General features: G+C 35.0%; 28 protein-coding genes. 4 read left to right on the plus strand and 24 right to left on the minus strand.

The annotated features are described in order from the left end of the window. From FFWV33_RS03950 to FFWV33_RS03960, 3 genes are all read right to left on the minus strand, one after another. Entirely contained in the window at positions 1–3,201 is a 3,201-nt protein-coding gene (locus FFWV33_RS03950; protein WP_245891650.1) for an efflux RND transporter permease subunit, read from the minus strand. A 23-nt stretch (positions 3,202–3,224) separates the two neighbouring features. Further along, positions 3,225–4,238 (minus strand): efflux RND transporter periplasmic adaptor subunit, encoded by a 1,014-nt coding sequence (locus tag FFWV33_RS03955; protein ID WP_108739709.1) that lies wholly within the window; start codon positions 4,236–4,238, stop codon positions 3,225–3,227. A gap of 183 nt (positions 4,239–4,421) precedes the next feature. Further along, positions 4,422–5,321 (minus strand): helix-turn-helix domain-containing protein, encoded by a 900-nt coding sequence (locus FFWV33_RS03960; protein ID WP_108739710.1) that lies wholly within the window; start codon positions 5,319–5,321, stop codon positions 4,422–4,424. A 349-nt stretch (positions 5,322–5,670) separates the two neighbouring features. Between FFWV33_RS03960 and FFWV33_RS03965 the strand changes: the two genes are divergently transcribed. After that, positions 5,671–6,411: an SDR family oxidoreductase gene (locus FFWV33_RS03965; RefSeq protein ID WP_108739711.1), complete on the plus strand. Its 741-nt coding sequence runs from the start codon at positions 5,671–5,673 to the stop codon at positions 6,409–6,411. A gap of 136 nt (positions 6,412–6,547) precedes the next feature. On the opposite strand, the gene FFWV33_RS03970 is transcribed toward FFWV33_RS03965, so the two are convergent. The 8 genes from FFWV33_RS03970 to FFWV33_RS04005 form a co-directional block, all read right to left on the minus strand. Beyond that, on the minus strand, positions 6,548–7,399 hold the full coding sequence (locus FFWV33_RS03970) for an SDR family oxidoreductase (protein ID WP_108739712.1): 852 nt from the start codon (positions 7,397–7,399) through the stop codon (positions 6,548–6,550). Positions 7,400–7,791: 392 nt separating this feature from the next. Continuing rightward, complete coding sequence (locus FFWV33_RS03975) at positions 7,792–8,457, minus strand: aspartate/glutamate racemase family protein (RefSeq protein WP_108739713.1); 666 nt, start codon at positions 8,455–8,457, stop codon at positions 7,792–7,794. Between the two features lie 3 nt (positions 8,458–8,460). Further along, a complete protein-coding gene (locus FFWV33_RS03980; RefSeq protein WP_108739714.1) occupies positions 8,461–9,459 on the minus strand; it encodes an L-histidine N(alpha)-methyltransferase in 999 nt (332 codons plus the stop codon). A 4-nt stretch (positions 9,460–9,463) separates the two neighbouring features. After that, on the minus strand, positions 9,464–10,612 hold the full coding sequence (egtB, locus tag FFWV33_RS03985; RefSeq protein ID WP_108739715.1) for an ergothioneine biosynthesis protein EgtB: 1,149 nt from the start codon (positions 10,610–10,612) through the stop codon (positions 9,464–9,466). Positions 10,613–10,865: 253 nt separating this feature from the next. Continuing rightward, positions 10,866–11,474 (minus strand): ferric reductase-like transmembrane domain-containing protein, encoded by a 609-nt coding sequence (locus FFWV33_RS03990; protein WP_108739716.1) that lies wholly within the window; start codon positions 11,472–11,474, stop codon positions 10,866–10,868. Positions 11,475–11,484: 10 nt separating this feature from the next. Then, on the minus strand, positions 11,485–11,862 hold the full coding sequence (locus tag FFWV33_RS03995; RefSeq protein ID WP_108739717.1) for a nuclear transport factor 2 family protein: 378 nt from the start codon (positions 11,860–11,862) through the stop codon (positions 11,485–11,487). Positions 11,863–11,866: 4 nt separating this feature from the next. Next, complete coding sequence (locus FFWV33_RS04000; protein ID WP_108739718.1) at positions 11,867–12,064, minus strand: hypothetical protein; 198 nt, start codon at positions 12,062–12,064, stop codon at positions 11,867–11,869. A gap of 249 nt (positions 12,065–12,313) precedes the next feature. Next, a complete protein-coding gene (locus FFWV33_RS04005; RefSeq protein ID WP_108739719.1) occupies positions 12,314–13,171 on the minus strand; it encodes an AraC family transcriptional regulator in 858 nt (285 codons plus the stop codon). A gap of 264 nt (positions 13,172–13,435) precedes the next feature. On the opposite strand from FFWV33_RS04005, the gene FFWV33_RS04010 reads away from it, so the two are divergent. Both FFWV33_RS04010 and FFWV33_RS04015 read left to right on the plus strand, forming a co-directional pair. Further along, positions 13,436–13,999 (plus strand): Crp/Fnr family transcriptional regulator, encoded by a 564-nt coding sequence (locus tag FFWV33_RS04010; protein WP_108742445.1) that lies wholly within the window; start codon positions 13,436–13,438, stop codon positions 13,997–13,999. A gap of 67 nt (positions 14,000–14,066) precedes the next feature. After that, positions 14,067–14,678 carry a short chain dehydrogenase gene (locus FFWV33_RS04015; RefSeq protein WP_108739720.1) on the plus strand — a complete coding sequence of 204 codons (612 nt, stop codon included), beginning with the start codon at positions 14,067–14,069 and terminating at the stop codon, positions 14,676–14,678. Positions 14,679–14,753: 75 nt separating this feature from the next. Here the strand turns inward: FFWV33_RS04015 and FFWV33_RS04020 are convergent, their stop codons facing one another. The 13 genes from FFWV33_RS04020 to FFWV33_RS04080 all read right to left on the minus strand — a co-directional run bounded on the left by FFWV33_RS04020 (position 14,754) and on the right by FFWV33_RS04080 (position 24,857). After that, positions 14,754–15,689: a helix-turn-helix domain-containing protein gene (locus FFWV33_RS04020; RefSeq protein ID WP_108739721.1), complete on the minus strand. Its 936-nt coding sequence runs from the start codon at positions 15,687–15,689 to the stop codon at positions 14,754–14,756. 203 nt (positions 15,690–15,892) lie between these two features. After that, positions 15,893–16,795: a haloalkane dehalogenase gene (locus tag FFWV33_RS04025; RefSeq protein WP_108739722.1), complete on the minus strand. Its 903-nt coding sequence runs from the start codon at positions 16,793–16,795 to the stop codon at positions 15,893–15,895. A 21-nt stretch (positions 16,796–16,816) separates the two neighbouring features. Continuing rightward, the gene (locus tag FFWV33_RS04030; protein ID WP_108739723.1) at positions 16,817–17,515 is read right to left on the minus strand and encodes a DNA alkylation repair protein; all 699 of its coding nucleotides are present in this window, start codon (positions 17,513–17,515) and stop codon (positions 16,817–16,819) included. A 44-nt stretch (positions 17,516–17,559) separates the two neighbouring features. After that, on the minus strand, positions 17,560–18,195 hold the full coding sequence (locus FFWV33_RS04035; protein WP_108739724.1) for an SDR family oxidoreductase: 636 nt from the start codon (positions 18,193–18,195) through the stop codon (positions 17,560–17,562). Between the two features lie 16 nt (positions 18,196–18,211). After that, positions 18,212–18,955, minus strand: coding sequence for an SDR family oxidoreductase (locus tag FFWV33_RS04040; protein ID WP_108739725.1), 744 nt, complete (start codon positions 18,953–18,955; stop codon positions 18,212–18,214). 23 nt (positions 18,956–18,978) lie between these two features. After that, positions 18,979–19,380, minus strand: a complete 402-nt coding sequence (locus FFWV33_RS04045) for a hypothetical protein (protein ID WP_108739726.1) — start codon at positions 19,378–19,380, stop codon at positions 18,979–18,981. Continuing rightward, positions 19,377–20,051, minus strand: a complete 675-nt coding sequence (locus FFWV33_RS04050) for an NAD-dependent epimerase/dehydratase family protein (RefSeq protein ID WP_108739727.1) — start codon at positions 20,049–20,051, stop codon at positions 19,377–19,379. Before FFWV33_RS04050 ends, FFWV33_RS04045 begins: the two co-directional genes overlap by 4 nt. Then, a complete protein-coding gene (locus FFWV33_RS04055; RefSeq protein WP_108739728.1) occupies positions 20,048–20,380 on the minus strand; it encodes a TfoX/Sxy family protein in 333 nt (110 codons plus the stop codon). The genes FFWV33_RS04050 and FFWV33_RS04055 overlap by 4 nt, the downstream gene beginning before the upstream one ends. Before the next feature lie 5 nt (positions 20,381–20,385). Continuing rightward, positions 20,386–21,324, minus strand: a complete 939-nt coding sequence (locus tag FFWV33_RS04060; RefSeq protein ID WP_108739729.1) for an alpha/beta fold hydrolase — start codon at positions 21,322–21,324, stop codon at positions 20,386–20,388. Positions 21,325–21,668: 344 nt separating this feature from the next. After that, positions 21,669–22,571, minus strand: a complete 903-nt coding sequence (locus FFWV33_RS04065; protein ID WP_108739730.1) for a hypothetical protein — start codon at positions 22,569–22,571, stop codon at positions 21,669–21,671. A gap of 11 nt (positions 22,572–22,582) precedes the next feature. Then, positions 22,583–23,206: a putative quinol monooxygenase gene (locus FFWV33_RS04070; protein ID WP_108739731.1), complete on the minus strand. Its 624-nt coding sequence runs from the start codon at positions 23,204–23,206 to the stop codon at positions 22,583–22,585. 28 nt (positions 23,207–23,234) lie between these two features. After that, positions 23,235–23,888 carry an oxygen-insensitive NAD(P)H nitroreductase gene (nfsB, locus tag FFWV33_RS04075; protein ID WP_108739732.1) on the minus strand — a complete coding sequence of 218 codons (654 nt, stop codon included), beginning with the start codon at positions 23,886–23,888 and terminating at the stop codon, positions 23,235–23,237. A gap of 27 nt (positions 23,889–23,915) precedes the next feature. Beyond that, positions 23,916–24,857: an NADP-dependent oxidoreductase gene (locus FFWV33_RS04080; protein WP_108739733.1), complete on the minus strand. Its 942-nt coding sequence runs from the start codon at positions 24,855–24,857 to the stop codon at positions 23,916–23,918. A 218-nt stretch (positions 24,858–25,075) separates the two neighbouring features. Between FFWV33_RS04080 and FFWV33_RS04085 the strand changes: the two genes are divergently transcribed. Then, positions 25,076–25,462 carry a winged helix-turn-helix transcriptional regulator gene (locus FFWV33_RS04085; RefSeq protein ID WP_108739734.1) on the plus strand — a complete coding sequence of 129 codons (387 nt, stop codon included), beginning with the start codon at positions 25,076–25,078 and terminating at the stop codon, positions 25,460–25,462. The last annotated feature ends 815 nt before the right edge of the window (positions 25,463–26,277 follow it).

A 26,277-nucleotide genomic window follows, 5' to 3' on the forward strand; every position in this document is an offset into this window, starting at 1 on the left:
TTATTTCCTTTTTTTTAATTTGTATTTAAAGACGTTTATTCTACGTACTAAATAGTTTTTCTTAGGTTTTGGTTTGTATAGAATGGGTTCAAAAGTTTCCCCATTAGGATGCGGATGTTTTTCTGGTGATACCTCAATGTCTACATATTTGTAATAAAGTACAGGAACAATAAACAAGGTCATCACCATAGAAACTAGTAATCCCACGGCTAATACGCTACCCAAAGGTGCCCAAAGCGGTGATTTTCCAGCAATCATAGGCACTACACCTATCGCTGCTGCAACAGAAGTCAAGAAAATAGGACGCATACGTCTTTTTCCGGCTGCTTTGGCGGCTTCAAATTTAGAATAGCCATGTTCTAAGATTAGTTCATCGGCATAATCGACTAGTATGATTCCGTTACGAACCACAATACCAATCAAACTAATGACTCCCATAAATGCTGTAAATCCAAAAGGGTTTCCTGTAAGATACAATCCTAAAAAGGCACCTAGCAAACTCAAAGGAAATGTAGCAAGAACGATTAATACCTTTGTGAAGTTTTTGAATTGAAATAAGAGTACTAAGAAAATAAGAATCAAACTTATTCCCATTGAAGAAGCCATTCCAGGACCCGTTTCATTGATGTTTTCAAATTCACCACCGTAATTAATACTGATTCCGTCAGGCAATTTAAGGGCCTCTATTTTCGGCATAATTTCAGCTTGAATAGTTGCTGCCTTGATACCCAATTGTGCTTCTGCTCGTACTGAAAGTGTACGTATACCGTTTCTGTGCGCTATAACTCCTGTATGCCATTCTGGAGTAATTGTAGCAACTTCTCTTAGCGGAACTTTAGTCCCCAAAGCCGTCGAAATATTTAAAGCGCCAAGTTCACCAACATTTTTTCGATCATTTTCATCATAACGCATTACAATATCAATCGGTTTATCCCCTTCATAAATAGTGCTCACCGGATATCCTTTTAATCCTGCTCCTAAAGTTTGAGAAACAGCAGTATTGGTAACTCCTAATCTATTGGCAACATCGTCTTTTAATGCTACTTTGGCACCCAAATAATCGTCCTGATAAGTGGTTCTAATCCAATTAAGCCCTTTGGTACCGGCAAGAATTTCTTCTATTTGCGCTGCTACCTCTTTTTGTTTAATCATGTCATCGCCAACGATTCTCACTTCAATTGGTGAAGGCGCTTCGTTCAAAGATAATTGACGCACTCTTATGTAACCATCTGGTACAAAGTTTTTAAACTTATCCATATATTCTGCGGCTAGTTCAGTCGTAGCATCTTTACCTGTTGTGGTAATGAATATTTGAGCAAAGTTTTTTCGTGGAAATTCTGGTGCATACGTAGAGTGAAAACGAGGAGAACTTGTCCCTACAAAACTGGCTACATTTACCACTCTGTCGTCTCCCTTAATTTTTTCTTCCACACGTTTAACAACGGCTTCTGTTTGTTCTAAAGTCCCTCCATTTGGCAACCAAACCTCTATGTTAAATTGGTTTCTCTCGGCTGTTGGGAATAATTCTTGTTCTAATTGTGAAGCGACTCCAAATCCTAAGAAAATAGACAAAAGCCCCATTAGCATGGTTACATTTGGTCTTTCGAAACAAATATCTAATGTGCGGTTGAATACATTTTGCAAGCGATCCAACATGCTTTCTTTCTTATTAGGGTCTTTTTCTTTGTCCTTTAATCCTTTTTTAATGAAGATGTAACACAAATAAGGTGTTAATAAAAGTGCTACTAATAAGGAAGCAAATAAAGCGACAGCCACCGCAATAGGTAAGGCTTGAATAAATTCTTTCGAAATTCCGTTTAAGAAAAAGGCCAAAGGTAAAAACGAACAAATAATAGCCATAGTTGCTGTAAAAACAGGCACCATTAATTGTGTGGCACTTTGCCAGCCTGCAGTCCACGGATCTTCGCCTTCGTCTAATTTTTCGATATAATTATCAACTACGACAATGGCATCATCAACCACCATTCCTAATACAATAATTAAGGCCGCTAGCGTTACTTGATGGATTTCGATTCCCATCATATTAAGTATTCCAAAAGTGATAAATATAGATACCGGAGCCGCAACGGCCGATACTATTGCAAATCGAAACGGAAGCAATAGGATTACTACTGAAATTACCGCTAAAATGGCAATGGCAAATTCTAGCATAAAGTGACTTATACTTTCTTTTACCACCTCTGGCTGATTTACAATCGTTTGCACTTGTACATCTGGAGGTAACTCTTTTTTTATTTTGTCTAAAGCTAGTTCTACCTTTTCACCAAATTGTACAATATTGTTTCCTGGTTGCATTTCTATCGCAATCATGGTCACTTTATCGTCACCTACTTTTATATAGCTGGCTGTTTCTTCATAACGGCGTTCTATAGTGGCAACATCTTTTAAACGCACTACTTTTCCTCCGGCTGTGCTGTAAACAATTTGATTGCTTAAATCAGCTGCATTTTTATAATGATTTTTTGCAAATACCGAAACCTCCGAGTTTTTTAATGTTATTCCACCAGCAAAACCAGTGTTATTTTGACTTTGAATAACCTGTGCAATCGTAGAAAAATCGAAACCATACTGTCTTAATTTTTCATCTTTTACAGTAACGTATATTTGTTCTTTTTGTCCGCCATATCGTTTAATTTTAGACGTTTCCGGAATGGTTTTTAGTCCGTCTTCTAGCTGGTCTAAATACGTTTCTAATTCTGCATAACTTCTTCCAGGAGCAGAAACCGTAATCATTTGAGAAACAACATCTCCAAAATCACTATTCACCATCGGCCCAATCATCCCCGGAGGTGTTGGAAAATTTTGTGGAAAAGTAGTACTTAAACCGCGTTGTAAAGTAGACCAAAATCGATCAGTATCTTTTACATTTTCGTTTAATTCTACAGTAACAACTACCTGACCTTCTTTGGTGTCAGAAAATGTTTTTTCTTTTCTAATTTCTTCAAAACTAAATAAGTATTGTTCTAATTGATCGGTTAACTGTTTTTCTACTTGTTCCTCGTCTGCACCAGGAAAAGCAGCGATAACCAACCCTTTACGTACTGTAATTTGAGGATCTTCACTACGCGCCATTGTAGCTAGTGAATAAATTCCCAAAATCATAAGAAGTGCCGTAATTACAAGCGTTACCTGATGGTATTTCATAGAGGCTTCTATGAAATTTATTTTTACTTTTTTCATTTTTATCTTATCTTTCAGTTAAATTAAAGGCTAATGGCCTGACCTTCTTTTACATTCTTTTGGCCTTCAATTAGCACTTTATCGCCTATTTTTAATCCGGAAGTAATGATGATATCATTGTTTTTAAAATCACCAACAGTGACTCTTTTTTTAATCGCTTTTCCGTTTTCTGCTACATAGACAAAAAGGATATTGTCTGCATTTCTAACGATAGCTACAGAAGGAATGCTAATCACATCGACAACATTTCCTGTTTCGATTTTGATGGTACTAATCATACCAGGCAAAAGTTGGTTGTCGCTGTTGTTCAAACGCACTTTTACATTAAAGGTTCTCGTTAATTCGTCAGCACTTGGATTTAAAATATCTACTTTACCATTGAAAGTTTTGTCTAGTGAAGCAATGCTTACCGTTGCTGCTTTACCAATTTTTAACTTTGCAATTTCTGACTCGGTTATCGAAGCTTTGGCATACACTTTATCCGTTTTCATGATGGTAAATGCAGGAATACTTGGTGCAGCAGTGGCGCCAACTTCAGCCGATTTTGTTGTGATGATTCCTGTAAAAGGAGCGTACAATTTGGTATCAGAAAGATTTTTAGCAGCCATACTTTTATTAGCATTTGCTTGAGCAACAGCCACTTTTACGGCAATAAAATCGCGTTCGGGTAAGCTTCCTTTTTGGTACAAACCGTTCAATCTTTTGTAGTTGTCATTGTCTTGTTCGGCGCTTGCTTTGGCGATATAAAAGGCATTTTGGTAAGTAGTTGCATCGATTGAGGCTAGTAACTGTCCTTTTTGAACTCTTTGTCCTTCATCGACAACTACGCTTGAGATTCGTCCTGCAACGGCAAAGCCTATCGAAACAGTATTGTCTGCTTCGATTGTTCCGCTGTAGTTAAGCGTTTCATTTTCAGATGTAGTGGTGATTTCTTTTACGCTAACCTTTGCAGCGATTTCTTCTTGTTTTGTTTCTTTTTTATCGGCACAACTATTTAGTAAAAAAATAAAAGTGGCTAAGAGAGCTAATTGTTTCATAGTGGCAATTATGTGAGTATTTATTTTAAAAAAATTACTCTGCAAAATTGCTACAATACTAGCTGTTACAAAAGGTCTAAAAAAGGGGAGTTTTGGTCAATATCGATTATTTTAAAAATAAATACAGTAACTTATTTACCATAAATAGGTTTCTACACTTAGTTTATTGGTCTAAATACCGTGTTACGAGATATTTTTATATTTAGAAGGAGAAAAACCGGTTTGCTTTTTGAAATATTTTCCAAAAAATGACTGATCGCTAAACTTCAATTCGTCTGCGACTTGAGCAATCGTTAAAGAAGAGTTTTCCAACAAAAGTCTGGCTTCCATGATTACGGAATCCTCAATAAGTTGGCTTGCTGTTTTCCCAGAAACATCTTTCAACACTTTGGATAAATGACCAGTAGTCACCGCAAGTTCATCGGCATAAAATTGCACGGTGCGTTCTTTTTTGAAATTAAGATTCAAAATAGATAGAAAACGTAGTGTAAGATCTTCTTGTCGAGAAAATTCGGCTTCAAGATTAGGATGAGCGGTTCTGAATATTGCTGCTAAATGATACATTAAGGTAATAAATCCATGTCGAATTATTTCTTTTCGAAAAGGCAAAGCAATCTCTGTTGTTTGGTTATTTTTTGCCAATAGTTTAGCCAACGAAAGGGTAGCCACTCTTTCTTCCTTAGATAATTTTAATTTCGGAATGTTGCTTGCTGTGAAGAAATTCAAAGCATCATAATCTGTCTTTTTAAAATTATTTTGAAGAATGAATTCATTCGAAAAACAAAAGCCTACCAACTTTAAGTCGGTGCTCATCTTTAAGATATGCATTACAGTGTGCGGTTTTATAACCACCATTTCATTCGAACCTAACACATAGTGAATCAGATTCAGCTGAATATGAACTTCGCCTCTAAGGATTAACATGAAGGTATGATTGTCTGTTCGAAAGGGATAACTAACCGGAATTTCGTTGAATTCGTTTTTCGAAATATACACATGCAGCCCTTCAGATTCTTGAGGTAAGTCCCCAAAAAGTCCAACAATATCATTGGTTGAATGGTGTTTTATTGTAGATGGATGCATACGGTATTCTGTTTTTTTTGATGGTTACAAAGATAATACATTTATCTATAGAACTATTTCTATCGAAAAATCAATTATTGCTTTACTATTGACCGCATAGAATTGAAGTAAAGGAGCTAATGGCAAGGACATACAATGAAAATACAACCTTAAATGTTTCAGAATTTGCTGTTAAACTCGGCTAAGCCGTAGCTGATTATAGAAAATATTTGTAGAAATTTGTAAGGCAGACAATTAACTAATTTTAGATAATCTGAAATTATAATTAGATCTTAAAAGTCTGAAATTATCATCAATAAGCAGTACGACTAAGAGCTACTTTATTTGAAACAAATTAAAAAACACTACTATGACACAATTAAAAGGAAAAGTAGCCATTGTAACGGGTTCGTCAAGAGGAATAGGTGCGGAAATCGCCTATACACTTGCGGCAGCTGGGGCAAAAGTGGTTATCAACTATAACGGAAGTAAAGAAAGTGCTGAGGAAGTTGCTAAAAATATTTCGGACAAGGGCGGAAACGCTGTAATTATTCAAGCAGACGTTAGTAAAGCGAGTGAAGCAGCACAACTTTTTGATCAAGCAATGGACCATTTTGGGCAAGTTGATATTTTGATTAACAATGCCGGGATTATGATGAATAGCTTAATAAAAGACGTGAGCGACGAGGACTTTACAAAAATGTTTGATGTTAACGTAAAAGGAGTTTTTAATATGCTGAAACAGGCTTCTACCAAATTGGCAGAAAATGGGAGTATTGTTAACTTTTCGTCATCAACTACACGACTTATGATGCCTGGATATGGTATTTATTCGGCAACAAAAGCTGCTGTTGAGCAAATGAGTAGGGTGTTTTCGAAAGAAATTGGCGAGAGAGGCATCAACGTCAACTCTATTTTACCCGGTGGAACCAATACGGAATTGTTTAAGGAAGGAAAATCAGACGAAATAATTTCGAAACTAGCGTCCATGTCTGCGTTTAACCGCATAGGAGAACCAGAAGATATTGCGAAGATAGTGCTGCTTTTATGTAGCGATGAAGCAAAATGGATGACCGGACAGAATATTGGCGCCAACGGCGGTACCGCATAAGAGTACTGACATTTTTAAGCTAAAAAAATAAGTCCGCTCCAAAGGGAACGGACTTATATCTCAACCTCTTCAGTTTTTTGTAAAAAAAAGCCAGTACTAATTCTTTTACTCTTATTCAAAAGACTGTAAATTAGGCTTACTCTTTATTTTTAAAATTAGTCATCATTTCTAAAGCAGAAATATGGGGTCTTCCCGCTGCTTTCTCATAATCCGAAGGAACATCGTTGGCTCCCATTCTAATTCCTTCATAGATTCCTGCGATCACTGTTCCCATAAAATCGCCTAACTCGGATTTTCTTTCTGTTGCGTAGTCCGCTACAGAAACGGAATTGTAAACCAAATCAGTTCCAAAAACCGTATTTATGTCGGCTGCCAATTGGGCTTGGGTTATGCCGTTGCCAACCAAATTATATATTTGTCCGTTGTGTTGGTCTTCCACTAGCATTTTCGCGTAAGCGTAACCCAGCTCTTGCCTACTCGTATATGTACATTTGCCTTCACCCGCACAATTACGAATTTCGCCGTCTTTTTTATAGGTGTCTATATATTCCAAATCAGGCTCGATGTAGATTCCGTTGCGACCAATAACCCAAGACAATCCAGATTCTTGTACGTCTCTTTCGGTTTGTCTATTGGTTTGAACAATTGGGCTAAAAGCGTTGTTTTCTTCGGCACCTACAATACTAGTGTACACGATTTTTTGAACTCCTGCGCTTTTTGCGGCTTCGATCACATTGCGGTGTTGCTCGATTCTTTTTTGTGGTTCGTCCATGCCCGAAACGAGTAAAACGGTAGTTACACCTTGTAAGGCTGCATCAAATTCTGCGCGATTGTTGTAGTCTCCTTTTCGAACTTCGACTCCTAAATGGGTTGCTTTTTCGACTGTTCGGGCAATGGCGATGACGTTTTCTTTTCCGATTAGGTTACTTAAATGTTTGACGATGGAAGCACCTAAATATCCACTTGCTGATGTTACTGCTATTTTCATATTACGTTGTATTATAGGGGTTCTAAAATTAAAAAAAAGGGACACAAATTACACGAATTGTCACGAATTATAAGGGCTTAAATTATTACACGAATTTTTAGCTTTATTGGGCTAAAAAAAGCCGGACACGTATTGTTATTACTTTCATTATGCTGAAAAAGTTAGACACTAATTACACAAATTATCACGAATTATCTGGACTTAAAATAATTGCACGAATTTTTAGCTTTATTGGGCTGAAAAGGTCGGATACGTCCCGAAGCGTCGGGAGCACGAATTTTTTCAGTTGATTTTATATCAATAATCGAATTCAAAATTCTATTACAAAGATGACTGTTTTCTGCTTTGTGGTTTATATCAATCTTTGGCAAATAATGGTAAATCTGAGACTGTTATTCTGTTTGTGAAATTGCTTGTTCTATCTGAAGTTGTGCCATGTCTATAATTCGATTGTTGCCGGTTGGTTTTAATATCGACAATTCTGTACAGGCGAGTACTACTGGCAAACTTTCGCTGTATTTGTTTAGTATCGAATGGTAGGACGCTATCAAATCTGGGGTTTCGGTTTCGGCATAAGTTTGATTGCGAAATTCATCTATAAACAAACGGTCTTCTTGTGATGGAAGTCGAACTTCTATTCCTTTGGCGTTGAAATGCGTACGTATGTAATTCGATTCCATAGAATGAAGCGAACCAAATAGAACAATGGTACTCCACTCCTGCTCTATTATTTTCTCAACTGCTAAAGTTAGCGGATGAAGGATTTTTTTCTGAATCACTATGCGGTCAATGGTTTCATGTAGCGTTATATTCGGAATCAAAATGGTAGTAATGGCTAACTTTTCGAGCTCGTCAATATACGTTTGAACAACAGTATCCAAAGCTTCTGAAGTATTAGGCAAAAGCGGATTGATTGTATCAAAATCGGCATTAAGCATCACAAACGGAAAAGTGCTGTATCCGCCTTTTTTCTGATTATACAATCGGTTTAGCTCCTTGATGTAATACAAAGTAGAGCGACTTCCCAATCCCAATAGTCCAACGGTTGCTTTGCTCATTTTTTACTTTCTCGTTAAAATATAATCGGCAAAATAGTTTTTACTGTCCAAAATTTTAGTTTCAATGCTAAAATCGGTTTTCGCAATAATTTGCGCCATCAAAACATCGTTGTACTTTCTCGAAATTTCGGTATGGATTTTTTCACCTGCTTCAAATTCAAAACTTTGTGCTAATGCTTTTATCGTCACTTTTTGTTTGATGGTGCTTACAATAGCGCTTCTTGCAATACCTTCATCTTCATCGTATTCCGGTAGATGCTGAAAATTATTTCGATTAAAATCTCCACCCAAATCATGATTGATTCGCTCCAAAAGATTGAGGTTGAAATTGGCTGTCACGCCCTTGCTATCATTATAGGCTGGCAAAACAATTTCTTTGGCTTTGATTAAATCAACACCAATCAATAATTTGTCGCCTACCTGAAGATTGGCTCCCAAATTATAGACAAATTCGGCCGCCATAGCATCACTCATATTCCCGATATTCGAACCCAAAAACAAAATAACTTTGGGTTTTCTATTCTCTTTCAAAGATGCCAATACTTCAAAATAATCGCCTTGCTGGGTTCGTACACTAACATTTGGTAATTCTAGCGCTAGATTTGCTTCTAATAAGGTGAGCGCATTCGACGAAAAATCGATTGGTACATAATCAAAATTGTATTTTTGAGCCTCCAAAACTTTCAGTAATTCTTTGGTTTTCATGCCGTCACCAGCCCCGAGTTCGATTAATTCGAAATACGAATTTGGGTCGATACCAAAACCTTCAATCAATTCCTGCGTTTTATTCTTGAAAATATCGTGTTCCGAACGTGTCAAATAATACTCCGGCAAATTCATGATTTCGACAAAGAGTGCGTCTCCTATTTTATCATAAAAATATTTTGACGACAGCGTTTTTGGACTTTCACTCAAGCCTTTTTGAACATCATTTTTGAAGGTTTCAAGGAAACTTTCTTCCGTTGACTGCTTCGTTTGTACTGTATCTGTTATCGTTTGCATGATCTTATTTAGCTAATCGGATTCCGGTGAATTGCCATCTTTCCGTTGGGTTAAAAAAATTGCGATAAGTCGGTCGGCTGTGTTCTTTTGACGTCGCCACCGATGCGCCTCGCAATACCATTTTGTTACTCATAAATTTTCCGTTGTATTCGCCAACGGCACCATTTTCTTTTTTGAAATTTGGATACGCCAAGTAAGCACTATTTGTCCATTCCCAGCGTTTGCCCCAATCTAGTTTTGCTGCGGCGATTTCCCATTCAAATTCGGTTGGCAAACGCATGCATTTCCATTCCGCAAAGGCGTTCGCTTCAAAATAATTGATATGGCTTAAAACAGCATTTACATCTACTTTTTGCAAGCCAGCAAGGGTATAATTGTACCATTCACCTTCTATTTTGTGCCAATAGAGTGGCGCAATTATTTGGTTTGAATTGACCCAAGACCAACCTTCGTCAAGCCAAAGGTTAAAATCGGTATAGCCTCCTTTTTCTATAAAATCGATATGATCACCATTCGTAACCAGAAAATTATTGATTTCGAAATCGGCTACATATACCTTATGTACACCCAACTCGTTATCATAGCAAAAATCGGTTCCTTGATATCCAATTTCGTACATTCCAGCTTCGATTTTTATCGAATTTGACTCCGAATTTGTATCGGCAACCAAATTATAATTTTCGTTAAAAACAGGAAAAATAGGATTGTGTCCCAACATGTATTTCACATCGGTAATCAATAATTCTTGGTGTTGTTGCTCGTGGTTTAGTCCCAAAACGACCAAATCAAGTATTTTTGGGTCGTTTTCCTTTTCTAATAATTCAAGCATTTTGGTATCCACATAAGTACGGTATTCCAAAATTTCGTCGGTACTCGGTCGCGACATATTACCTCTGTTGGTTTGCAAAATTCGAGTACCTACGTTGTTGTAATAACTATTGAATAGAAAATTGAAATCGGGGCTGAATTCTTTATAATTTTCGAACTGATTTTTGAGGATAAAAGTCTCAAAAAACCAAGTCGTATGTGCCAAATGCCATTTGGGCGGACTTGCAAATTGCACTACTTGAATCGAATAATCTTCTACTTGCAAATGACTACAAAAGTTGATTGTATCTTGTCGAACTTGTTTGTATTTATTGGTAATATTCATTCGATTCTAGAAGTTTAAAAGATTAATTGCCCAAGCAAGTTACAAAAACGGCCTTAAATAGAATGCCTTTTTGTGCCTTTTGCTGTTGCAACTCAAGCAAAATTATAAAATTGGAAGCTTTTAAATTACCAACATTTCGGTAATAACTTTCATAATTACACTGTAAAAGGAAGCTAGTAAAACTTCTGTTACTACTCAAAATAAACTTGCATCCCATTATATTCAAAGTTATTCTTAACCAAGAATAATTGTTTTATTTTCGAAATTCAAAAATTTTATTTTTTACGAATGGTAATCGGATGATGAAACCCAGTCCCACAATTATTCCGTAAATAAGCCAAGTTTTTTCGAGAAGTAGTACGTGTAGTAAACTCAAAATAATGGCTGCGTAAGCATAGGTTTGAATCTTTTTCCAGTTCTTTTTTAATTTCTTCATCGCTTTTCTATTCGAAGTAAAAAACAACGGAATCAAAATCAATACAGCTATGAAACCTGCTATATAATTGGCTTCGGTAAAGGTTTCTGCAAATCCTTCGGCCCAAATAAAGATAATAAAATGAATAAAACTCCAAACTGCTGCTGCGATACCCATGGCTTGGCGCACAAATAAATTGTTGACTCCAAACAGGATAAAAAAGGGCGTACAAGTAAGCACGGCGGTCATCCACCTAATGGCAAATTCTCCTGAGATATGGTACAGCATTTCTAGGGAAGACTTCCCTTCGCCAGCGGTTCCTTCTACCAAATTAATCGAAAAACCATCGGAGAAGTTTAGGGTAACCAAGTTTAAAAGCGGGATGATTGGCAAAACACCAATTAGTGCGACTATCATCCAACCATAATTTTTTTTAATAAAACTCATTTGCTGCTTCTTAGTACATTTTGTTAGCATTCAATGCCGTTTTGGGAATTTGCTGAATGCTGTCCCAGTGCTCCACTATTTTTCCATCCTCAGAAAAACGAAAGAAATCCATTGTGACATACTCGTCCTCATCTGGCCAAACTTGATGCGTGTGTAGCGCAACCAAATCACCTTCGGCAATGGTGCGAACGAATTCAATGGTTTTTACAGGGAACTCTTTTTGCATTCTCTCAAAATAAGCTATAAATGCCTGAGGCCCATCACCCACCATTGGATTGTGCTGAATATAATCTTCGCCCACATATAAGGCGACCGCCTGAACGGGGTTTCCCTCGTATGCCATTTTGTAAAAAGCAATGGCATTTTGTTTATTTTGATCTAAATTCATACTCTTATTTATTTGATTTAAAAGCTTCTAGTTCTTTTTCTAAAGCTTCGGCTTTTGACTTGAATTTTTCCATCGCATTTTTTAATTGACCTATTTTTTTGATCAATTCTTCATCTTGAATGGGTAGAAAAGTTACTTCTCCGTTAACTTCTTTAATTTTAGAATTGTTGCCACAGGTTGGGCAAACTGCTACTTGACTCATGTTTTTTAATTTATTTTATACAAAGTTCTTTTTATTTAATCATTTTATAAAGGTAAATCCTCGGTTGAAAATGGTAAATATGCGACTGAACTTATTTTATGGTAATGAGTACTATTAATCTGCAACTAAGCTCGTGCCTCTATAAATACAAGAAAATTTCACAGATGAAAATAAATGATCTGCTGAAATTAGTAAAATCTGCGTGCTAATTTTTAAGCAAATGACGCATAAAATGGTAAAATTGGGTTACTACAAAGCTTTAAACTCTTTGGGAGTGAGATTGGTATGTTTTTTAAAAAATTTGGTAAAATTGGTTACCTCGTCAAAACCAACTGCAAAGGCAATTTCTTTAAGGCTATTATTCGAACTCACCATCGCTCTTTTGGTTTCGAGAATCACAAAATCGTCTATGAAATGTTTAGCGGTGTTCAAAGTGAATTCTTTGACTACTTGGTTTAAATGTTTGGTCGAAATAAACAATTTATTGGCGTAGTCTTTTACGTTGCGAGTGCTTGTATAATGGTCTTCAACCAAGTTTTTGAACTGAATAAAAATAGCGTAATGGTTCGAATTGTTGTTTTCTAAGGTGTTATTAAACTGCCGTTCCAATCGCAATAAGTATAAGTTGAGTAAAGCAGCAACTATGTTTTCTTTGGCGTACTGGTTTTCGTTTTTTACCTCTACGATTAATTGGTCCAAAAAGATTCTATTTCCCGCTTCATTACTAAATATAGGCGACGAAATATGGTAATTGTACAAATGCGAAATCATATTTATCGAAGATTTCGAAAAGTGACTCACCACAAAATTTTCGGTAAAAATGATCAAATAGCCCTCATATTTTGCGTTTTTCTGAAAAGCATGTACTTGTCCTTTGGCAATTTTAAGCACTGTTCCTGCTTTTAAATCGTATTCTTTTAAATCTATTTGATGGGTACCCAATCCTTTGGTTACTAATAATAAAGCAAAAAAAGATATGCGATGCGGTTGCGTAGGATTGTGATCTACTATGTCTGGCATTCTGGCGAATAAGTCCGCCAAATTCAAACACTCAAAATCTTTTGATTTCTCGACACTTTGAAATGATATATTGGGAATGTTTTTCAACCGCTATTTTTTTGTGCAAATTACTAAAAATTGTGGCATTGAGGAATAGTACAAAAAGGATTAACAAAAGGTTTTGAAAGTTGCTTTTCGAAAATATAATTGACTACTTCCTATATCAACAATCGATTTTTGGACCTTTTCGATCCCATAAAATGAATTAAAAGGAGATGGTTTGATGGATTTTGCTAAATTGTGCCCAAATTGAAAAGAGAATTAACAGCATTGTTACATTCGATTGGGAGAAACATAAAAACAAGGCTTAAAATGGAAGAGTATCTACAAAAATTTAATCTATTTACCAGTCAAGAAATCACCCACTTCTTAGCTCTTTGTGAATACAAAACGATAAAAAAGAATGATTTTTTCTTGCAACAAGACGAAATTTGCGACAATCTATCTTATGTGGTTTCGGGAATTTTTCGGTCTTTTTATTATTCGAATGCTGACGACCAAATTACCTATTGCTTTACTTTTCAAAATAGTTTACTAATGGCGTACTCGTCATTTATATCTGGAAACAAATCTCAGGAAAACTTGCAAGCTATTTCCGATTCTGAGATTATTTCGATCCCAAAAAAGAAGTTGGAAGAGTTAGCCAAGTCAAATACCAAATGGTTGGAGTTTTTAAAAATCATTGCAGAAAAAGAGTATGTTGATCTTGAGAGTTGGATTTTCAACCATCAAAAAGATAAGGCACAGCAACGTTACTTAGATTTATTGAACAAGCAACCCAAACTGATACAAGAAATACCTTTGCAACACATTGCTTCCTATTTAGGAATTACCCAAAGGCATCTAAGCCGCATTAGGGCCAATATTACTTATTAGACAAATGTCCTAGTCCTACTCTTTACGTCCTTCATAAATTTGCATATAACTTTAAAACAAAAAATATATGAAAACGATAATCTTAATAGGAGCAAACGGAAAAATGGGTCAAGCAGCATTAAGCGGCTTAGGAAAACACAAAGTAATCACTGCAGGACGTTCGGCTGCTGATTACGATTTTCAAGTAGACATCACAAGTGAGGAATCTTTAAGAAAGTTATACAAAGAGGTTGGACATTTTGACGCCGTAGTAAATACTGTTGGAGTTTGTGAATATGCTAATTTCACTGAAATGACCGAAGAACAATGGATGACTACCATTATGAGTAAAATGATGGGGCAAATTAATCTTGTACGTATTGGTCAAGAATACATTGCTGATAAAGGTTCGTTCACGCTAATTACAGGGATTTTAAATACAAAACCAATTCCGTTTGCAATTGCCGATGCAACTACAAGTGGCGCAATAGATACGTTTGTTAAATGTGTAGCTTTTGAAATGCCTCGCGGTATTCGTATCAACTCTATAAATCCAACGGTTTTAGAAGAAGCTTGGGATGTTTATGGTGAAATGATGCCTGGATTTGAACCTGTTCCTGGTAGATTAGTAGGGAAAGCTTTTGAGCGTTCAGTTGATGGTTTCATCACTGGTCAAGTACTTTTTGTTGATGCTTATTAATCAATATTGAAAATAGAAAAAGGCGTTTGATATTTTAATCAAACGCCTTTTTTTTGTTTATTTTAAATTTTAGGATCAATTCAACTGCTTGCGATACGCCACAGGAGTTTGTCCTGTTTTGCTTTTGAATAATCGGCTAAAGTATTGCGGATATTCGAAACCTAAATTAAATGCTATCTCCGAAACGGAATTATTCGTATTAATCAATAAATTTTTAGCCTTTTCGATCATATAAAAATGAATATGGTCTTGCGTATTTTTACCGGTTTCCTTTTTCAATAAATCACTCAAATAACTGTCTGAAAGATGCAGTTTTTCGGCAAAATAATGCACCTTAGGCAAGCCATTCAAACGAATGTCTTCCGACTCAAAATAGCTCTTTAGTAAACCATTGAACTGACTAAGAACCGTTGTGTTTTGGGACTTTCGAGTCAAAAACTGCCTGTTGTAAAAACGTTTTATATAATTGAATAACAGTTCGATATTCGAAACCAAAACATCTTGACTAAACTCATCTAGGTTTGCGCTATACTCTTCTTGGATTTTTAGAACAATACCATTTAGCGTTTGCTTTTCTTTATCCGAAATATGAAGCGCTTCGTTGGTGTCATAGCCAAAAAAACCATAGTCTGTCAATTTTTCCATTAATCCAGAACCACGTATTATATCCGGATGAAAATAAAGTGACCAGCCTTCCATTTCGCCTTTCTCGGATATATAATCGATCTCAATTACTTGATCTGGTCCTACTCCAAATAGTGCTCCTTCGGTAAAGTCAAAATAGTCTCGACCGTACTTAAATGCGTTCGAAGTTTTTGTTTTTAAAGTAATATTATAAAAAGGGACAGTCACTTTTTTATGCACCACTTCATCAGTAAAAGCAACTTTGGACAAATCTAAAACAGTAATTAAAGGATGACATGGTTTTTCATATTCTAAAACATCATGCAATTGACTAATCGTTTTAATCTTAAAAAATGTGCTTTTACTTTCTTCCTTTTTGTTTTCCATTTTTACATTGTATAAAGTTAAAGCCTTTGGGGCTATAAGGTATTTGCGTTAACAGCAATTAATGATTCTCGGTTTATAAACAAATATAGAAGAAAAGAACAAAATTGTAAAACTTGCTCTAAACTGCTATTTTCATATGTAGTTGTAAGCTGTTATTTTCAATTATAACAGAAAAGCTTAAACTAAAATCTAGATTTATCTTTTTATTTATTTAGTGTTTTTTTATACCAATCTACAATACCTTCTCCAATTTCGTGTGGATGCGATTCTTGTAGATAATGCTTTCCTTCACCTAAATCTACTGCCGTAATATTTTTCCAAGTTGCAGCTATATGCTCACCTAATTCTCGATTAATTATGAGACCTGGTTCTGCATAGAATAACAACTTAGGAACGTCAGAATTTTTGTGGTATTCATTGTATGAATTAATAATGTCTGTAGTGAATTTTGGAACACCATCAAACGAAATTTGACTAGGCCACATAAACAGTGGTTTACGGCTCTTTTCTTCCAAATAAGGCGCTCGATAATGGTCCATTTCTTCTTGAGTTAATTCTCTGCCCGCCATCATGGGTAGCATAGCTTCAATAAAGAAGTTGTTTTTAACGATCATATCATGTCCTTCTACAGGGTCACGAAATTTTTTGAATAGTGCTTCGGTCTCTTTAGTCGTATTTTTCCAATAAGAAACTTGAACCATAGCTTCAAAAAACACAATTCCTTTTACATTTTCTCTATGCTGATTGGCATAATTGAAACCTAAACCAGAACCCCAATCTTGTATTACTAGAATGACGTTTTTTAGCCCTAACTTTTCAACAAATGCATCTAAATAAGCAATATGATCTTTTAATGTATAGTCTATATCTGGCTTGTCAGATTTACCCATTCCAATAAGATCTGGAACAACTACACGACCTAAGGCACTTACATACGGAATAATATTACGCCATAAATAACTTGATGTAGGATTACCGTGTATTAGTAAAAAAGTATGTTCTGAATTTTTATCTCCTTCATCTACATAATGCATTTTAGAATCTAATACTTCTTGAAATTTAGACTCAAAAGGAAACGCTGCTGATATCTGTTTTTTGTTTGTCATATTTTTTTACTTTTTAAATTTTTAAATTGAACTTTTGCGGTTTAAAACTCTTCCCACTTTTCTAATTTGCTTCAGTTTTTCCCGTTTTGTTTTATCCCATTTTTCTGTACCTGCACTATATCCATAAGCACAAATTTTAGTTGCATTTTCAAATAGAAATTCTTCCTGCTCTTTAGGATATATATTTCCTATTTCTCTAAGTGTCCAACCTACTCCTTTCTCTACATAATAAGCGTTGTCAGAAATTAAAGGTACTACCAAATCTATAAGTACTTGAAAAGGTAAATAGTGTTTTCTATGTGCGCTATAATAAAGTAAACCTACTATGCTTTGTCTTCTATGCCATGGGTTTCTAGAAGTATTCCATTTTTTATACGTTGGCAAAATTAGTTCTGCATCATATTCTACTAATTGCGCGTATATTTTTGAAATACTATCACTTGTTTCCCAACGATTAATTTTGTCTTGCCATACTTTAATCGTCGACCAAGAAGCAAACATTTCTTCTTTGTTTCTAATATGCTCCTCCAAGAAATACAAACAAAACATTTCTGTTCTATACACTTTTGTGTTCGTCCAGATATAATCCCATATCTCTAGTTGTTCACTAAAAGTTAAAAGGCTAAAACTAAAGCCGGCATTAAAAGCTTTCCTTTGTAAAGGAACGGTTTCACCTGCTTTAGAAGTGTTTGTTTCTATTTCTTGAAGGTAGTTTTGCATTTCTATTCTAAAAATCTTGTACTGTTGGACGAATTATTGGTTCATTAACTTAAAGATTCTTGAATAGACTCTTTTCCACTAAATAACTCAACTGTTTTGCCTTTTGTGTCGTTATTTTCTAGACAATACGCAATTACATTAGCGACATCTTCTCTAGGAATGACTAGCTCTTTAAAATTTTCAGATCTTGTAGTTCTAATTAAACCCGTTGCTTTTTCATTGATTAAACTACCAGGTTGTAAAATCGTATACGCTAAACCACTTTCTAATAAATAATAATCGGCAAAATACTTCGCTACTAAATATGGTTTTAAGTCAGATACAAACTCGTTAGGATCACCAGCACCCAGACCACTTACCATAATAAAATGCTGTATATCATTTTTTATAGCATAATCAACAGCCTTTTTGGCTGCCCATAGATCTATTAAAAGTGTTTTATCGTAACCTGTATTACCTCCAGAACCAGCACTAAATACTACTTTATCGCAATCTTTAAAAGCGTGTTCAAAATCGTTTTCAAGGTCTCCAACTACAATTTCTGCACCTAGTTTTTTAAGTTCTTGCCCTTTCTGTTCATTACGAACCAAGGCAACTACAGAATTTTCTTCTTGGAGCAATTTTTCAACAAGTATTTTTCCTATTTGCCCACTTGCTCCTATAACTAAGGTTTTTTTCATACTAGATTTTATATCATTAAAATTCCTGTACTGTAGGACGAATTACCAACTCATTAATATCTACATCATCAGGTTGCTCAATAACATAAGCGACAGCTTTAGCAATAGAAATAGCAGGAATAGCATCTTTATATACTTGTTGTACAAACTGAGAAGTAGCCTCGTCTGAGCTTCCTAGTTGCAATTCAGAATCAATTAAACCTGGTGTAAGTATGGTGGTTCTAATGTCCTTACCTACTTCTTTTCGTAAGCCTTCACTAATAGCTCTTACTGCAAATTTAGTCCCACTACTATACACAGCTCCACCTGGGCTCACATTTAATCCGGCTACGGATGCAAGATTTATAAAATGACCTGATTTTTGTTTCTGAAATTCTGGTAATGCTGCAGCAATTCCGTATAACACCCCTTTGATATTTACGTCAATCATGCTATCCCATTCGTCTACTTTAAGTGCAGCTAATGGTGCTAATGGCATAATGCCTGCATTATTTATCATTACATCTATTTTACCAAAACTGTCAATTGCCTTTTTAACTAATGCCTTTACCTCATTAGCTTTGGTAACGTCTGTTTTTAAAACTTCAATTGCTCCTCCACTTTTTCTGATATCCTTCGCTATCTTTTCTAATTTTTCAATTCTTCGAGCGCCTAAAACTATTTGGGCTCCTTTTTCAGCTAAATAACGTGCTGTAGCTTCTCCTAATCCACTACTTCCGCCTGTAATTACTACTACTTTACCTTCTATATTATTTTTCATTGTATTTGATTTTTAAAATTTTATTAATTAGTTCTTCCTACTATTAATTTTGAAAATGGTATTCCAGTAACTTTTACACTACCAACGATATAAACAATAGCTAAAACTAAGTCCATAAATGAGATAGCCACCATCTCTGTAGCGACTCCCTCAAAATTTGCGGAAGCATATTGCACCAACGAAAACCCTATAAGCCGTACTAAACCATTCCAAACAATAATAGACGCTCTATTTTGAATATCATTTGAAGCCCAAACAAGTGCTGCTCCAGCAAAAAGGATAAAAGAACCTGTTACCGCACCTGTAATAAATGTATCAGCTGTGGGATTTGACATTGCCTGATAGAACATTCCAAGACCAATTGGAAAATTAAAAATACCTGTAATAAGGACTAATTTTTTAAACATGTTGTTTGAATTTTTCATTTTATTTTATACTTTTTTGCTAATTTATTAACCTGTTCATTTTCTAAAAGTTTGTTGTCGGTTCCAAAAAGAACGCTATTAATCATAGCGAGACCAACGTTGGCACTTGTGGTGTTATTTTTCTTTTTTTCTAAAAGTCCAAAAAACGGACGAGCGATAAAATAGAATGCATTTACCCAAGATGTTTTTGATTTTATGCCTTTCAAAGGAATAATTAATTGAAGTCGAAACATATAAGCATCTTTAAAGCCCATATTCAAAATCATATTCTCGGTTTTACCTTTTACACGGGCCCACATCAATTTTCCTTTTTCGGTACTATCAGTGCCTTCACCAGATACATAGTTAAATACCATTTGTGGATTTATAGTATAAAGCGTTTTAGCCAATGCTTCCGTTATTCCGTAGGTAAAACGATGATATTCTTCCTCTTTCATTCCAATTGAGGAAACTCCCATGCAGTGAAAACAAGCATCATACCCTTGCAATAGATCCTTAATAGCTTTGAAATCGAAGAAGTTTTTATGAATAACTTCTTTCAATTTTGGATGCTGCATTTGCAAAGAGCTTCGGTTTATGACCAATACTTCTTGAACATTTGGAGATTCTAAACATTCTATTAAAACGCCTCGTCCCACCATACCCGTGGTTCCTGTTATAATTACTTTCATTTCTTATCTTTACTTTTTTGAATTTCTAAAGAGACTTTAGCCCAAGCAATAACTTGGTTAGCATCTTCCAGAATTTCGATAGGAACTTCATAAAAAGAAGCGACCACACTGTTATTTTTAAAAAGTTTTAAAGCTTCAGAACCAGCTGCTAGATAGTCCGCTTTATTGCTTTCATCTACTTTGAAATAGAGTAGTTCTTTTGAAACAATTCCGAACATCAAGTCGTCTGCATACAGACCTATACAACCGAACATTCGTTTGTAATGAATCGTTTTCCAATTGGACAATTGATCCAAAATAAAGTCTAAATAATCAGTTGAAGCAGCCATTTAATCTAGTTTATATTTTTTAGAATTCTCCTCAATGAAAAAACAAAACTCTCGGGACTGTCTTCTTGTGTAAAATGACCTGCTTCAGGTAACAATTGCACTGGTGCTTTAGGAAAAATAGCACGCCATTTATCTTGAATATCTTGTGAAGCAACTGTATCATCTTTTAATCCGAAAATAAATTCAACAGGTTTGTCTTGAAGTGTATTTAGCTTGCTTTCTAAATCTTCTAACCAATCAGCTGCCAAGGTAATTTCTGCCGGAAAAACAGCGGTTCCTTTTCTAGACTCTTTGGTTGGAAAAGCCATTGAATATGCATCTGTAATGGCTTTGTTACTGCTTGATTTGGAATTAATAGAGCCTTGCATTAATGTAGTTGCAAAAAAGTTTTCGTCTATAATTTTTGTTTGCATTTCTGGCGTTCTCATGTACATGGAGAATTCGACCATTTTACCTTCCGCTTTCCAAGCCCAAGTATTGCTTATCACAACTCCCAACACTTTATCAGGATTACTAGTAGCAACAGATAAACCTGTTGGACCTCCCCAATCTTGAACAACAATAATAAACTTATCTAGTTTTAAATGTTCAAAAAGAAGAGCACTAATCCATTGTGCATGCTCTTGTGGCGTAAAACCATAATTTGCTGGTGTGTCCGAAAAACCAAAACCAGGTAAATCATAAGCGATTACTCTAGCTTCACCAGAAAGTTCTTTAATAATATTTCGATTCAAAAAAGACCAATCTGGGTTTCCGTGCGTCAATACAATCGGAATTCCTTCGCCTTCATCAATATAATGCATAGAAACTCCGTCTCTTTCGAACCAATTACTTTGAAAAGGATATTCCGTTTTATCTACTATAAAAGGTCGCTGCTTTTTGTTGTTTCTATCTCTATTGAAAATTACCGGATCAGGTATTTGAGTGTTTATTTTGTTTTCCATGGTATTTTTATTTAATGTAAGTGGTTATTTCTTTGCTGATTTTATAATTAAAATCTATAAACAAACGCTAACAATTTGTCTAGCACAAAGATAAGCAACACTATAGACTCAAAATTTATACTAATTCTTGAATGTTGTATACTTTTTAAGGTACGCAGTTGCAACGCTGCAATCTAGATCGTATTTAATTCACTACGAGTTAGTTACTGTATAATAGTAATTCGTCATTTACCGATAATAAAAAAGCTGAGACTATTTTTGTAATAATCTAAGTGCTCACGATGTAATTGAATTTTGAAAATCGAATTCGGAATTATACTTTAGGGATTGGGCTATTAAGTTGATTATTTTTTTTGATATAACATTTTTGCACTTCCTAACAGGTAATTTCTCCATCCAAAATTAGGATAGGCTTTATCCATTTTCTGAATGAATTCTTCTTCATTCTTAGCCGCAGAAAGTTGTGTTTTCATTTCTTTAAGATAGTTGATTTTAATGGTTACGTCTCCCGAAGTTTCCGGTGCACTGTGTGAAGAGAAATAGGTGGTATATCCTTTTTCTTGAAAAGCAGCAAGCTCTTTAATTACCGTATCTATAAATTCAGTATTGAAAATCATAGTATGGTTATCGTGCCCAACCATATGTAAGTGAACCGCCTTTATTTCTGGCATTTCTACATCAAAACCAAAACCGGTAGGCGTAATAACAAATGGAATCCCTGAAATCTCTTGAGCTCCCGCCTTTAATAAATCGGTTGGTACAATTGTAGTTTCGTCAAGATCTTGTCCTGAGACTTTTTTCAAGACAGATAGCGATTCATTTCCGGAATTCTTCATATAATCCAAAGATTCTTGATTAGAATAGATATGATTGAATTTTAGCTTGTGCGTATCAAAAAAGTGCTTTCCAATTAAATGATACGAAACCATTACATCAATATCTTTATAACCCAAGCCAACAATATAATCCACTAGTTCCTTGTAATTATCTTTCATTGGAGGTGTTTCAATCAATACCCCTTTTCCCTTCTTTTCGATAAAAAAAGCGTGAGTATTAAAAAAGCCTTTCGTTTCATAAACGTGAACTTTCGTTTCTCCATAATCAAAAATTTGCATAGTACCTTTTTTCAATTGTACTGCTTTAATATTTTCATTAAAAGTTCTCATACTTGGTTCTTGAGCAGAAACATTCTGAATTCCAAATGATACTATAAATCCGTAAACTATTGCTGTAATTATATTTTTCATCTTTAACTAAATTATATTTCTGTTACAAAATTCATGTATTGTTTTAAATCTCCATCTACAGTGTCTTCCAACAATTTTCCTGTTTTCATGGCGTACGGTTGATGAAAATGAATATCCCAAACATCAGATTCTTTTCTCCAATGTTCATAAACAGCCAAGGTATCTTCTTGCCCGTCAACAGTGTATAAATCGAACAGGATGTTTCCTTCTTCCTCTTTTCGAGTGTTGGTAATATGATCTTCAAATTGGGCTAAAATTTGCTTTCTATAATTTGGATCGAACTTAAAGATGAAGAAAATGATGAACAGTTCGTCATCTGCATTTGCAGATTTAGAACGATCTGGTAACGGATTGGTATCTCCTAAAAAATAAAAATCGGGTGCCGTTGCCAAGGCTGTTTGGCCTATTTGCATTAACTTTTGCGTATGAGGCTCTTTATCGTGAGATTCGATGGCTGCTTTGTCTGCCCAACGTTCGTACACAAAAAACACATTGGAATCAGCTTTCGATACAAAAACTTTAATTTCGTGATTTCCAGCTTCTTTTTGTGTTGCCGCTTGCGCTTCTTTTAAAGTTGCTGCAAAACTAGGTGCGTGTTCTGGTTTTGCGGTGAATTTTACTATGGTGCTTTTCATGATGTTTTTTTTTTGATTTAAAAATTACTTATAAGATGGTGATTACTTCTTCTTCTGAAAATCTAGATTTTGGAAGGCTTGCATTAAAATCGGTATCTTTTCTATATCCCAAAGACACTACAGCTAAAGCAGTATATCCTTTTTCACGTAAACCAAACTCTTCGTCTAAAGCTTTTACATCTACACCTTCCATTGGGCAAGCGTCAATTCCTAATGCAGCAACTCCTAATAAAAGGGAACCCATATTTAAATAAACTTGTTTTTCCATCCAATGTGGTAAATCTTTAAGGTCGTATTTATGAATATCTGCAAACAACATACGCCCACCGTGCATTTGGTCTTTAAATTGTTGAGCCGCAAAACGACCGTCTTTATCTTCTTGCTCTAAAATGCTATTCATATAGGCATCATCGGCATTTGTTCGCGCTGCAATAACAATTACATGAGAGGCATCTAAAACCTTTGGTGTATTAAAATGAAAGAAACCTTGTGTTCCTTTTGCAATACGTTCTTTTCCTGCTGCAGTGTCTGCAATTAAAAAATGCCAAGGTTGTAAGTTTACACTTGAAGGACTCAAACGCAATACATCTTTTACTTGTTGGAAATCTGCCTCTGAGATCTTTTTAGTTGCATCAAATTCTTTTACAGAGTAACGGTTGTTTAAAATTGTAGTTAAGTTCATGTTTTTATATTTTTTTAGATTCTTATTTTAAAGTGTAACTATTACTTTTCCAACCGTTCTACCTGCTTCAACTTCTGTATGAGCAGCTCTCATTTCAGCAAAAGGGAATGTTTTATAAATGGTTGGTTTTAAAGTATTGTTTGCTAACATTTCTTTTAAGGTATTCATATCATCTCCATTAGATTGAACCAACATAGATGCTACTTTTACATTATTTTCTGCTTTATTTTGAGCTTCTTCAATAACTGGTGGCGGAGTTGGTAATGAAATTATAGAACCACCATTACGCATTACTTTTAATGAATTGAATAATACTTCTCCTCCCATTCCGTCCAAAACAAAATCGATATTTGTAGCTACTTCTTCAAAAGCTTGTTTTTTATAATCTATATGCTCATCTGCTCCTAAAGACATTACAAAATCTTTATTTTTAGCAGAACTTGTTGTAACTACATAAGCTCCTAAACTTTTAGCAATTTGAATGGCAAAATGACCAACACCACCAGAACCAGCGTGAATTAGAACTCTGTCATCTTTTTTAACAGTATGTTGAAGCACTTGCAAAGCTGTTAATGCAGCCAAAGTTGTAGCAGCAGCTTCTTCAAATGAAATAGTGCTAGGCATTTTTGCTAGATGGTCTTCTGATGAAGCCACAAATTCTGCATATGCATTTCCTGCTCCTGGGAAATTTACCATTCCAAATACATTATCACCTACTTTAAATTTTGAAACTTTATCACCAATAGAAACAACCGTTCCTGAAATATCCCAACCTAAAATAACATCCGTAGGTTTTCCATAAAACATTTTTAAAGCTTCTTCAGCCGATCTAACTTTCGCATCCGCAGGATTAATACTAATTGCTTTTACTGCAACTAAAACTTCCGTTTCGTTTATTGTAGGTTTATTAATATCCTTCATTACTAAGTTTTCAATTCCACCTGCTTTTTCTAATACTATTGCTTTCATCTTTTTAATTTTAAATTATACTATCATTTTTATAGTGGCAAAAGTATATATAGTTTATATACTGTGCAATAACGGTCAAGAAGTATAGTATGAAATAAATTTGTAACTAAATGTAAATCAATTATTTGTAAAATAAAAATAAACTATAAAAAATATAGTTGCACACTAATAAATAGCGTTATATCTTTGCACATTATAACATATATAAATAAGCAGTTATGGACAGGAAAGAACTTTTCGAAAAAAAGCCAAAAATAAAGATCAACGACAAAATATCGTGGTGTCCTACTAGTGCCGCCATGGAATTGATAGGTGGAAAATGGAAGAGTGTGATCCTGACCCACTTGATTAGTGGTACCAAGCGCTACAACGAATTACGCAAAGAAATTCCGGGAATCACGGAGCGAACCTTGAGTTTGCAACTCAAACAATTGGAAGAAGATGATATCGTGAACAGAAAAGTTTTTACCAAAAAACCACCTTTAAAAGTAGAATATACCTTAACTGAATTTGGTCAAACTCTCGTTCCTATTTTGAACCTTATTATCGAATGGGGTCTTATGGCTGCAGAAACCAAAGGGGAGTTTGTTTTTGACGAAGAGTAACTATTTGGGAAGCGTTAAATATGCTCTTGCCCAACTATTGTAAACAAAAAATAATATATTTAGGATTGCATACCATCTCATGCTTCCTAAAAAAGATTTGTTGCTGACTATGGAAAATGACATAATCTGACATCTGAGCAAATCTACCTAGTTAGTCATTCTGCAAGAATGGCACACACGCATACACAACGAGGATCTGCAATCTGGGTCATTGCGAGGAACGCGGCAATCACGTGCGGTGCGTCACTTTTTTTGAGTTGGAGATTTGATTTTAAACGATTATTATTAGTGATTTTTGTTGTCTAGTAACGGATATAGCTACGGTAATTGTCAATAGGAATGAGCGCAAAGTCGAAGACATTTACGTAGCGTTCACGATGGAATCACCGTTTAAAAATAAAATTGGGCATTATACTTTGCGGAGCGGGGGAACCAGAAGATATTGCGAAGATAGTGTTGCTTTTGTATAGCGATGAATCAAAATGAATGACCGGACAGAATATTGGTGCCAACGGCGGTACTGCATAAAGGCAATTACTTTTTTTAGTTAATAAAATAAGTCCGCTCCAAATGGAACGGACTTATATATAAACCTCTTCTATCTTTTTGAACATGAGCCAGTCCTAAACCTTTATACTCTCATTCGAAAGATTGTAAATTAGACAGGCTTACTCTTTATTTTTAAAATTTGTCATCATTTTGTACACTTTAGATAAATTATTAATCCTTTAAACATCTAAAAATGGTATTTGGTATAATAAACTAAAAAATTTAATATCAATGCTAAATTGCATTTAAATGAAGTATATTGCTCA

It is taken from the genome of Flavobacterium faecale, from assembly GCF_003076455.1.
GTDB classification, from domain to species: Bacteria; Bacteroidota; Bacteroidia; order Flavobacteriales; family Flavobacteriaceae; genus Flavobacterium; species Flavobacterium faecale.

Bases quoted from the DNA above. Each gene is read 5' to 3' on its own strand.
- FFWV33_RS03965 (WP_108739711.1), top strand. From the start codon at position 5,671: ATGACACAATTAAAAGGAAAAGTAGCCATTGTAACGGGTTCGTCAAGA.
- FFWV33_RS04070 (WP_108739731.1), bottom strand. From the start codon at position 23,206: ATGAAAAGCACCATAGTAAAATTCACCGCAAAACCAGAACACGCACCT.
- FFWV33_RS04030 (WP_108739723.1), bottom strand. From the start codon at position 17,515: ATGCAAAACTACCTTCAAGAAATAGAAACAAACACTTCTAAAGCAGGT.
- FFWV33_RS03975 (WP_108739713.1), bottom strand. From the start codon at position 8,457: ATGAGCAAAGCAACCGTTGGACTATTGGGATTGGGAAGTCGCTCTACT.
- FFWV33_RS04045 (WP_108739726.1), bottom strand. From the start codon at position 19,380: ATGAAAAATTCAAACAACATGTTTAAAAAATTAGTCCTTATTACAGGT.
- nfsB (WP_108739732.1), bottom strand. From the start codon at position 23,888: ATGAACTTAACTACAATTTTAAACAACCGTTACTCTGTAAAAGAATTT.
- FFWV33_RS04010 (WP_108742445.1), top strand. From the start codon at position 13,436: ATGGAAGAGTATCTACAAAAATTTAATCTATTTACCAGTCAAGAAATC.
- FFWV33_RS04080 (WP_108739733.1), bottom strand. From the start codon at position 24,857: ATGAAAGCAATAGTATTAGAAAAAGCAGGTGGAATTGAAAACTTAGTA.
- FFWV33_RS04060 (WP_108739729.1), bottom strand. From the start codon at position 21,324: ATGGAAAACAAAATAAACACTCAAATACCTGATCCGGTAATTTTCAAT.
- FFWV33_RS04015 (WP_108739720.1), top strand. From the start codon at position 14,067: ATGAAAACGATAATCTTAATAGGAGCAAACGGAAAAATGGGTCAAGCA.
- FFWV33_RS03960 (WP_108739710.1), bottom strand. From the start codon at position 5,321: ATGCATCCATCTACAATAAAACACCATTCAACCAATGATATTGTTGGA.
- FFWV33_RS03980 (WP_108739714.1), bottom strand. From the start codon at position 9,459: ATGCAAACGATAACAGATACAGTACAAACGAAGCAGTCAACGGAAGAA.
- FFWV33_RS04035 (WP_108739724.1), bottom strand. From the start codon at position 18,195: ATGAAAAAAACCTTAGTTATAGGAGCAAGTGGGCAAATAGGAAAAATA.
- FFWV33_RS03995 (WP_108739717.1), bottom strand. From the start codon at position 11,862: ATGAATTTAGATCAAAATAAACAAAATGCCATTGCTTTTTACAAAATG.
- FFWV33_RS04055 (WP_108739728.1), bottom strand. From the start codon at position 20,380: ATGGCTGCTTCAACTGATTATTTAGACTTTATTTTGGATCAATTGTCC.
- FFWV33_RS04085 (WP_108739734.1), top strand. From the start codon at position 25,076: ATGGACAGGAAAGAACTTTTCGAAAAAAAGCCAAAAATAAAGATCAAC.
- FFWV33_RS04020 (WP_108739721.1), bottom strand. From the start codon at position 15,689: ATGGAAAACAAAAAGGAAGAAAGTAAAAGCACATTTTTTAAGATTAAA.
- FFWV33_RS03955 (WP_108739709.1), bottom strand. From the start codon at position 4,238: ATGAAACAATTAGCTCTCTTAGCCACTTTTATTTTTTTACTAAATAGT.
- egtB (WP_108739715.1), bottom strand. From the start codon at position 10,612: ATGAATATTACCAATAAATACAAACAAGTTCGACAAGATACAATCAAC.
- FFWV33_RS04050 (WP_108739727.1), bottom strand. From the start codon at position 20,051: ATGAAAGTAATTATAACAGGAACCACGGGTATGGTGGGACGAGGCGTT.
- FFWV33_RS03990 (WP_108739716.1), bottom strand. From the start codon at position 11,474: ATGAGTTTTATTAAAAAAAATTATGGTTGGATGATAGTCGCACTAATT.
- FFWV33_RS03950 (WP_245891650.1), bottom strand. From the start codon at position 3,201: ATGAAAAAAGTAAAAATAAATTTCATAGAAGCCTCTATGAAATACCAT.
- FFWV33_RS04040 (WP_108739725.1), bottom strand. From the start codon at position 18,955: ATGAAAAATAATATAGAAGGTAAAGTAGTAGTAATTACAGGCGGAAGT.
- FFWV33_RS04025 (WP_108739722.1), bottom strand. From the start codon at position 16,795: ATGACAAACAAAAAACAGATATCAGCAGCGTTTCCTTTTGAGTCTAAA.
- FFWV33_RS04065 (WP_108739730.1), bottom strand. From the start codon at position 22,571: ATGAAAAATATAATTACAGCAATAGTTTACGGATTTATAGTATCATTT.
- FFWV33_RS04000 (WP_108739718.1), bottom strand. From the start codon at position 12,064: ATGAGTCAAGTAGCAGTTTGCCCAACCTGTGGCAACAATTCTAAAATT.
- FFWV33_RS03970 (WP_108739712.1), bottom strand. From the start codon at position 7,399: ATGAAAATAGCAGTAACATCAGCAAGTGGATATTTAGGTGCTTCCATC.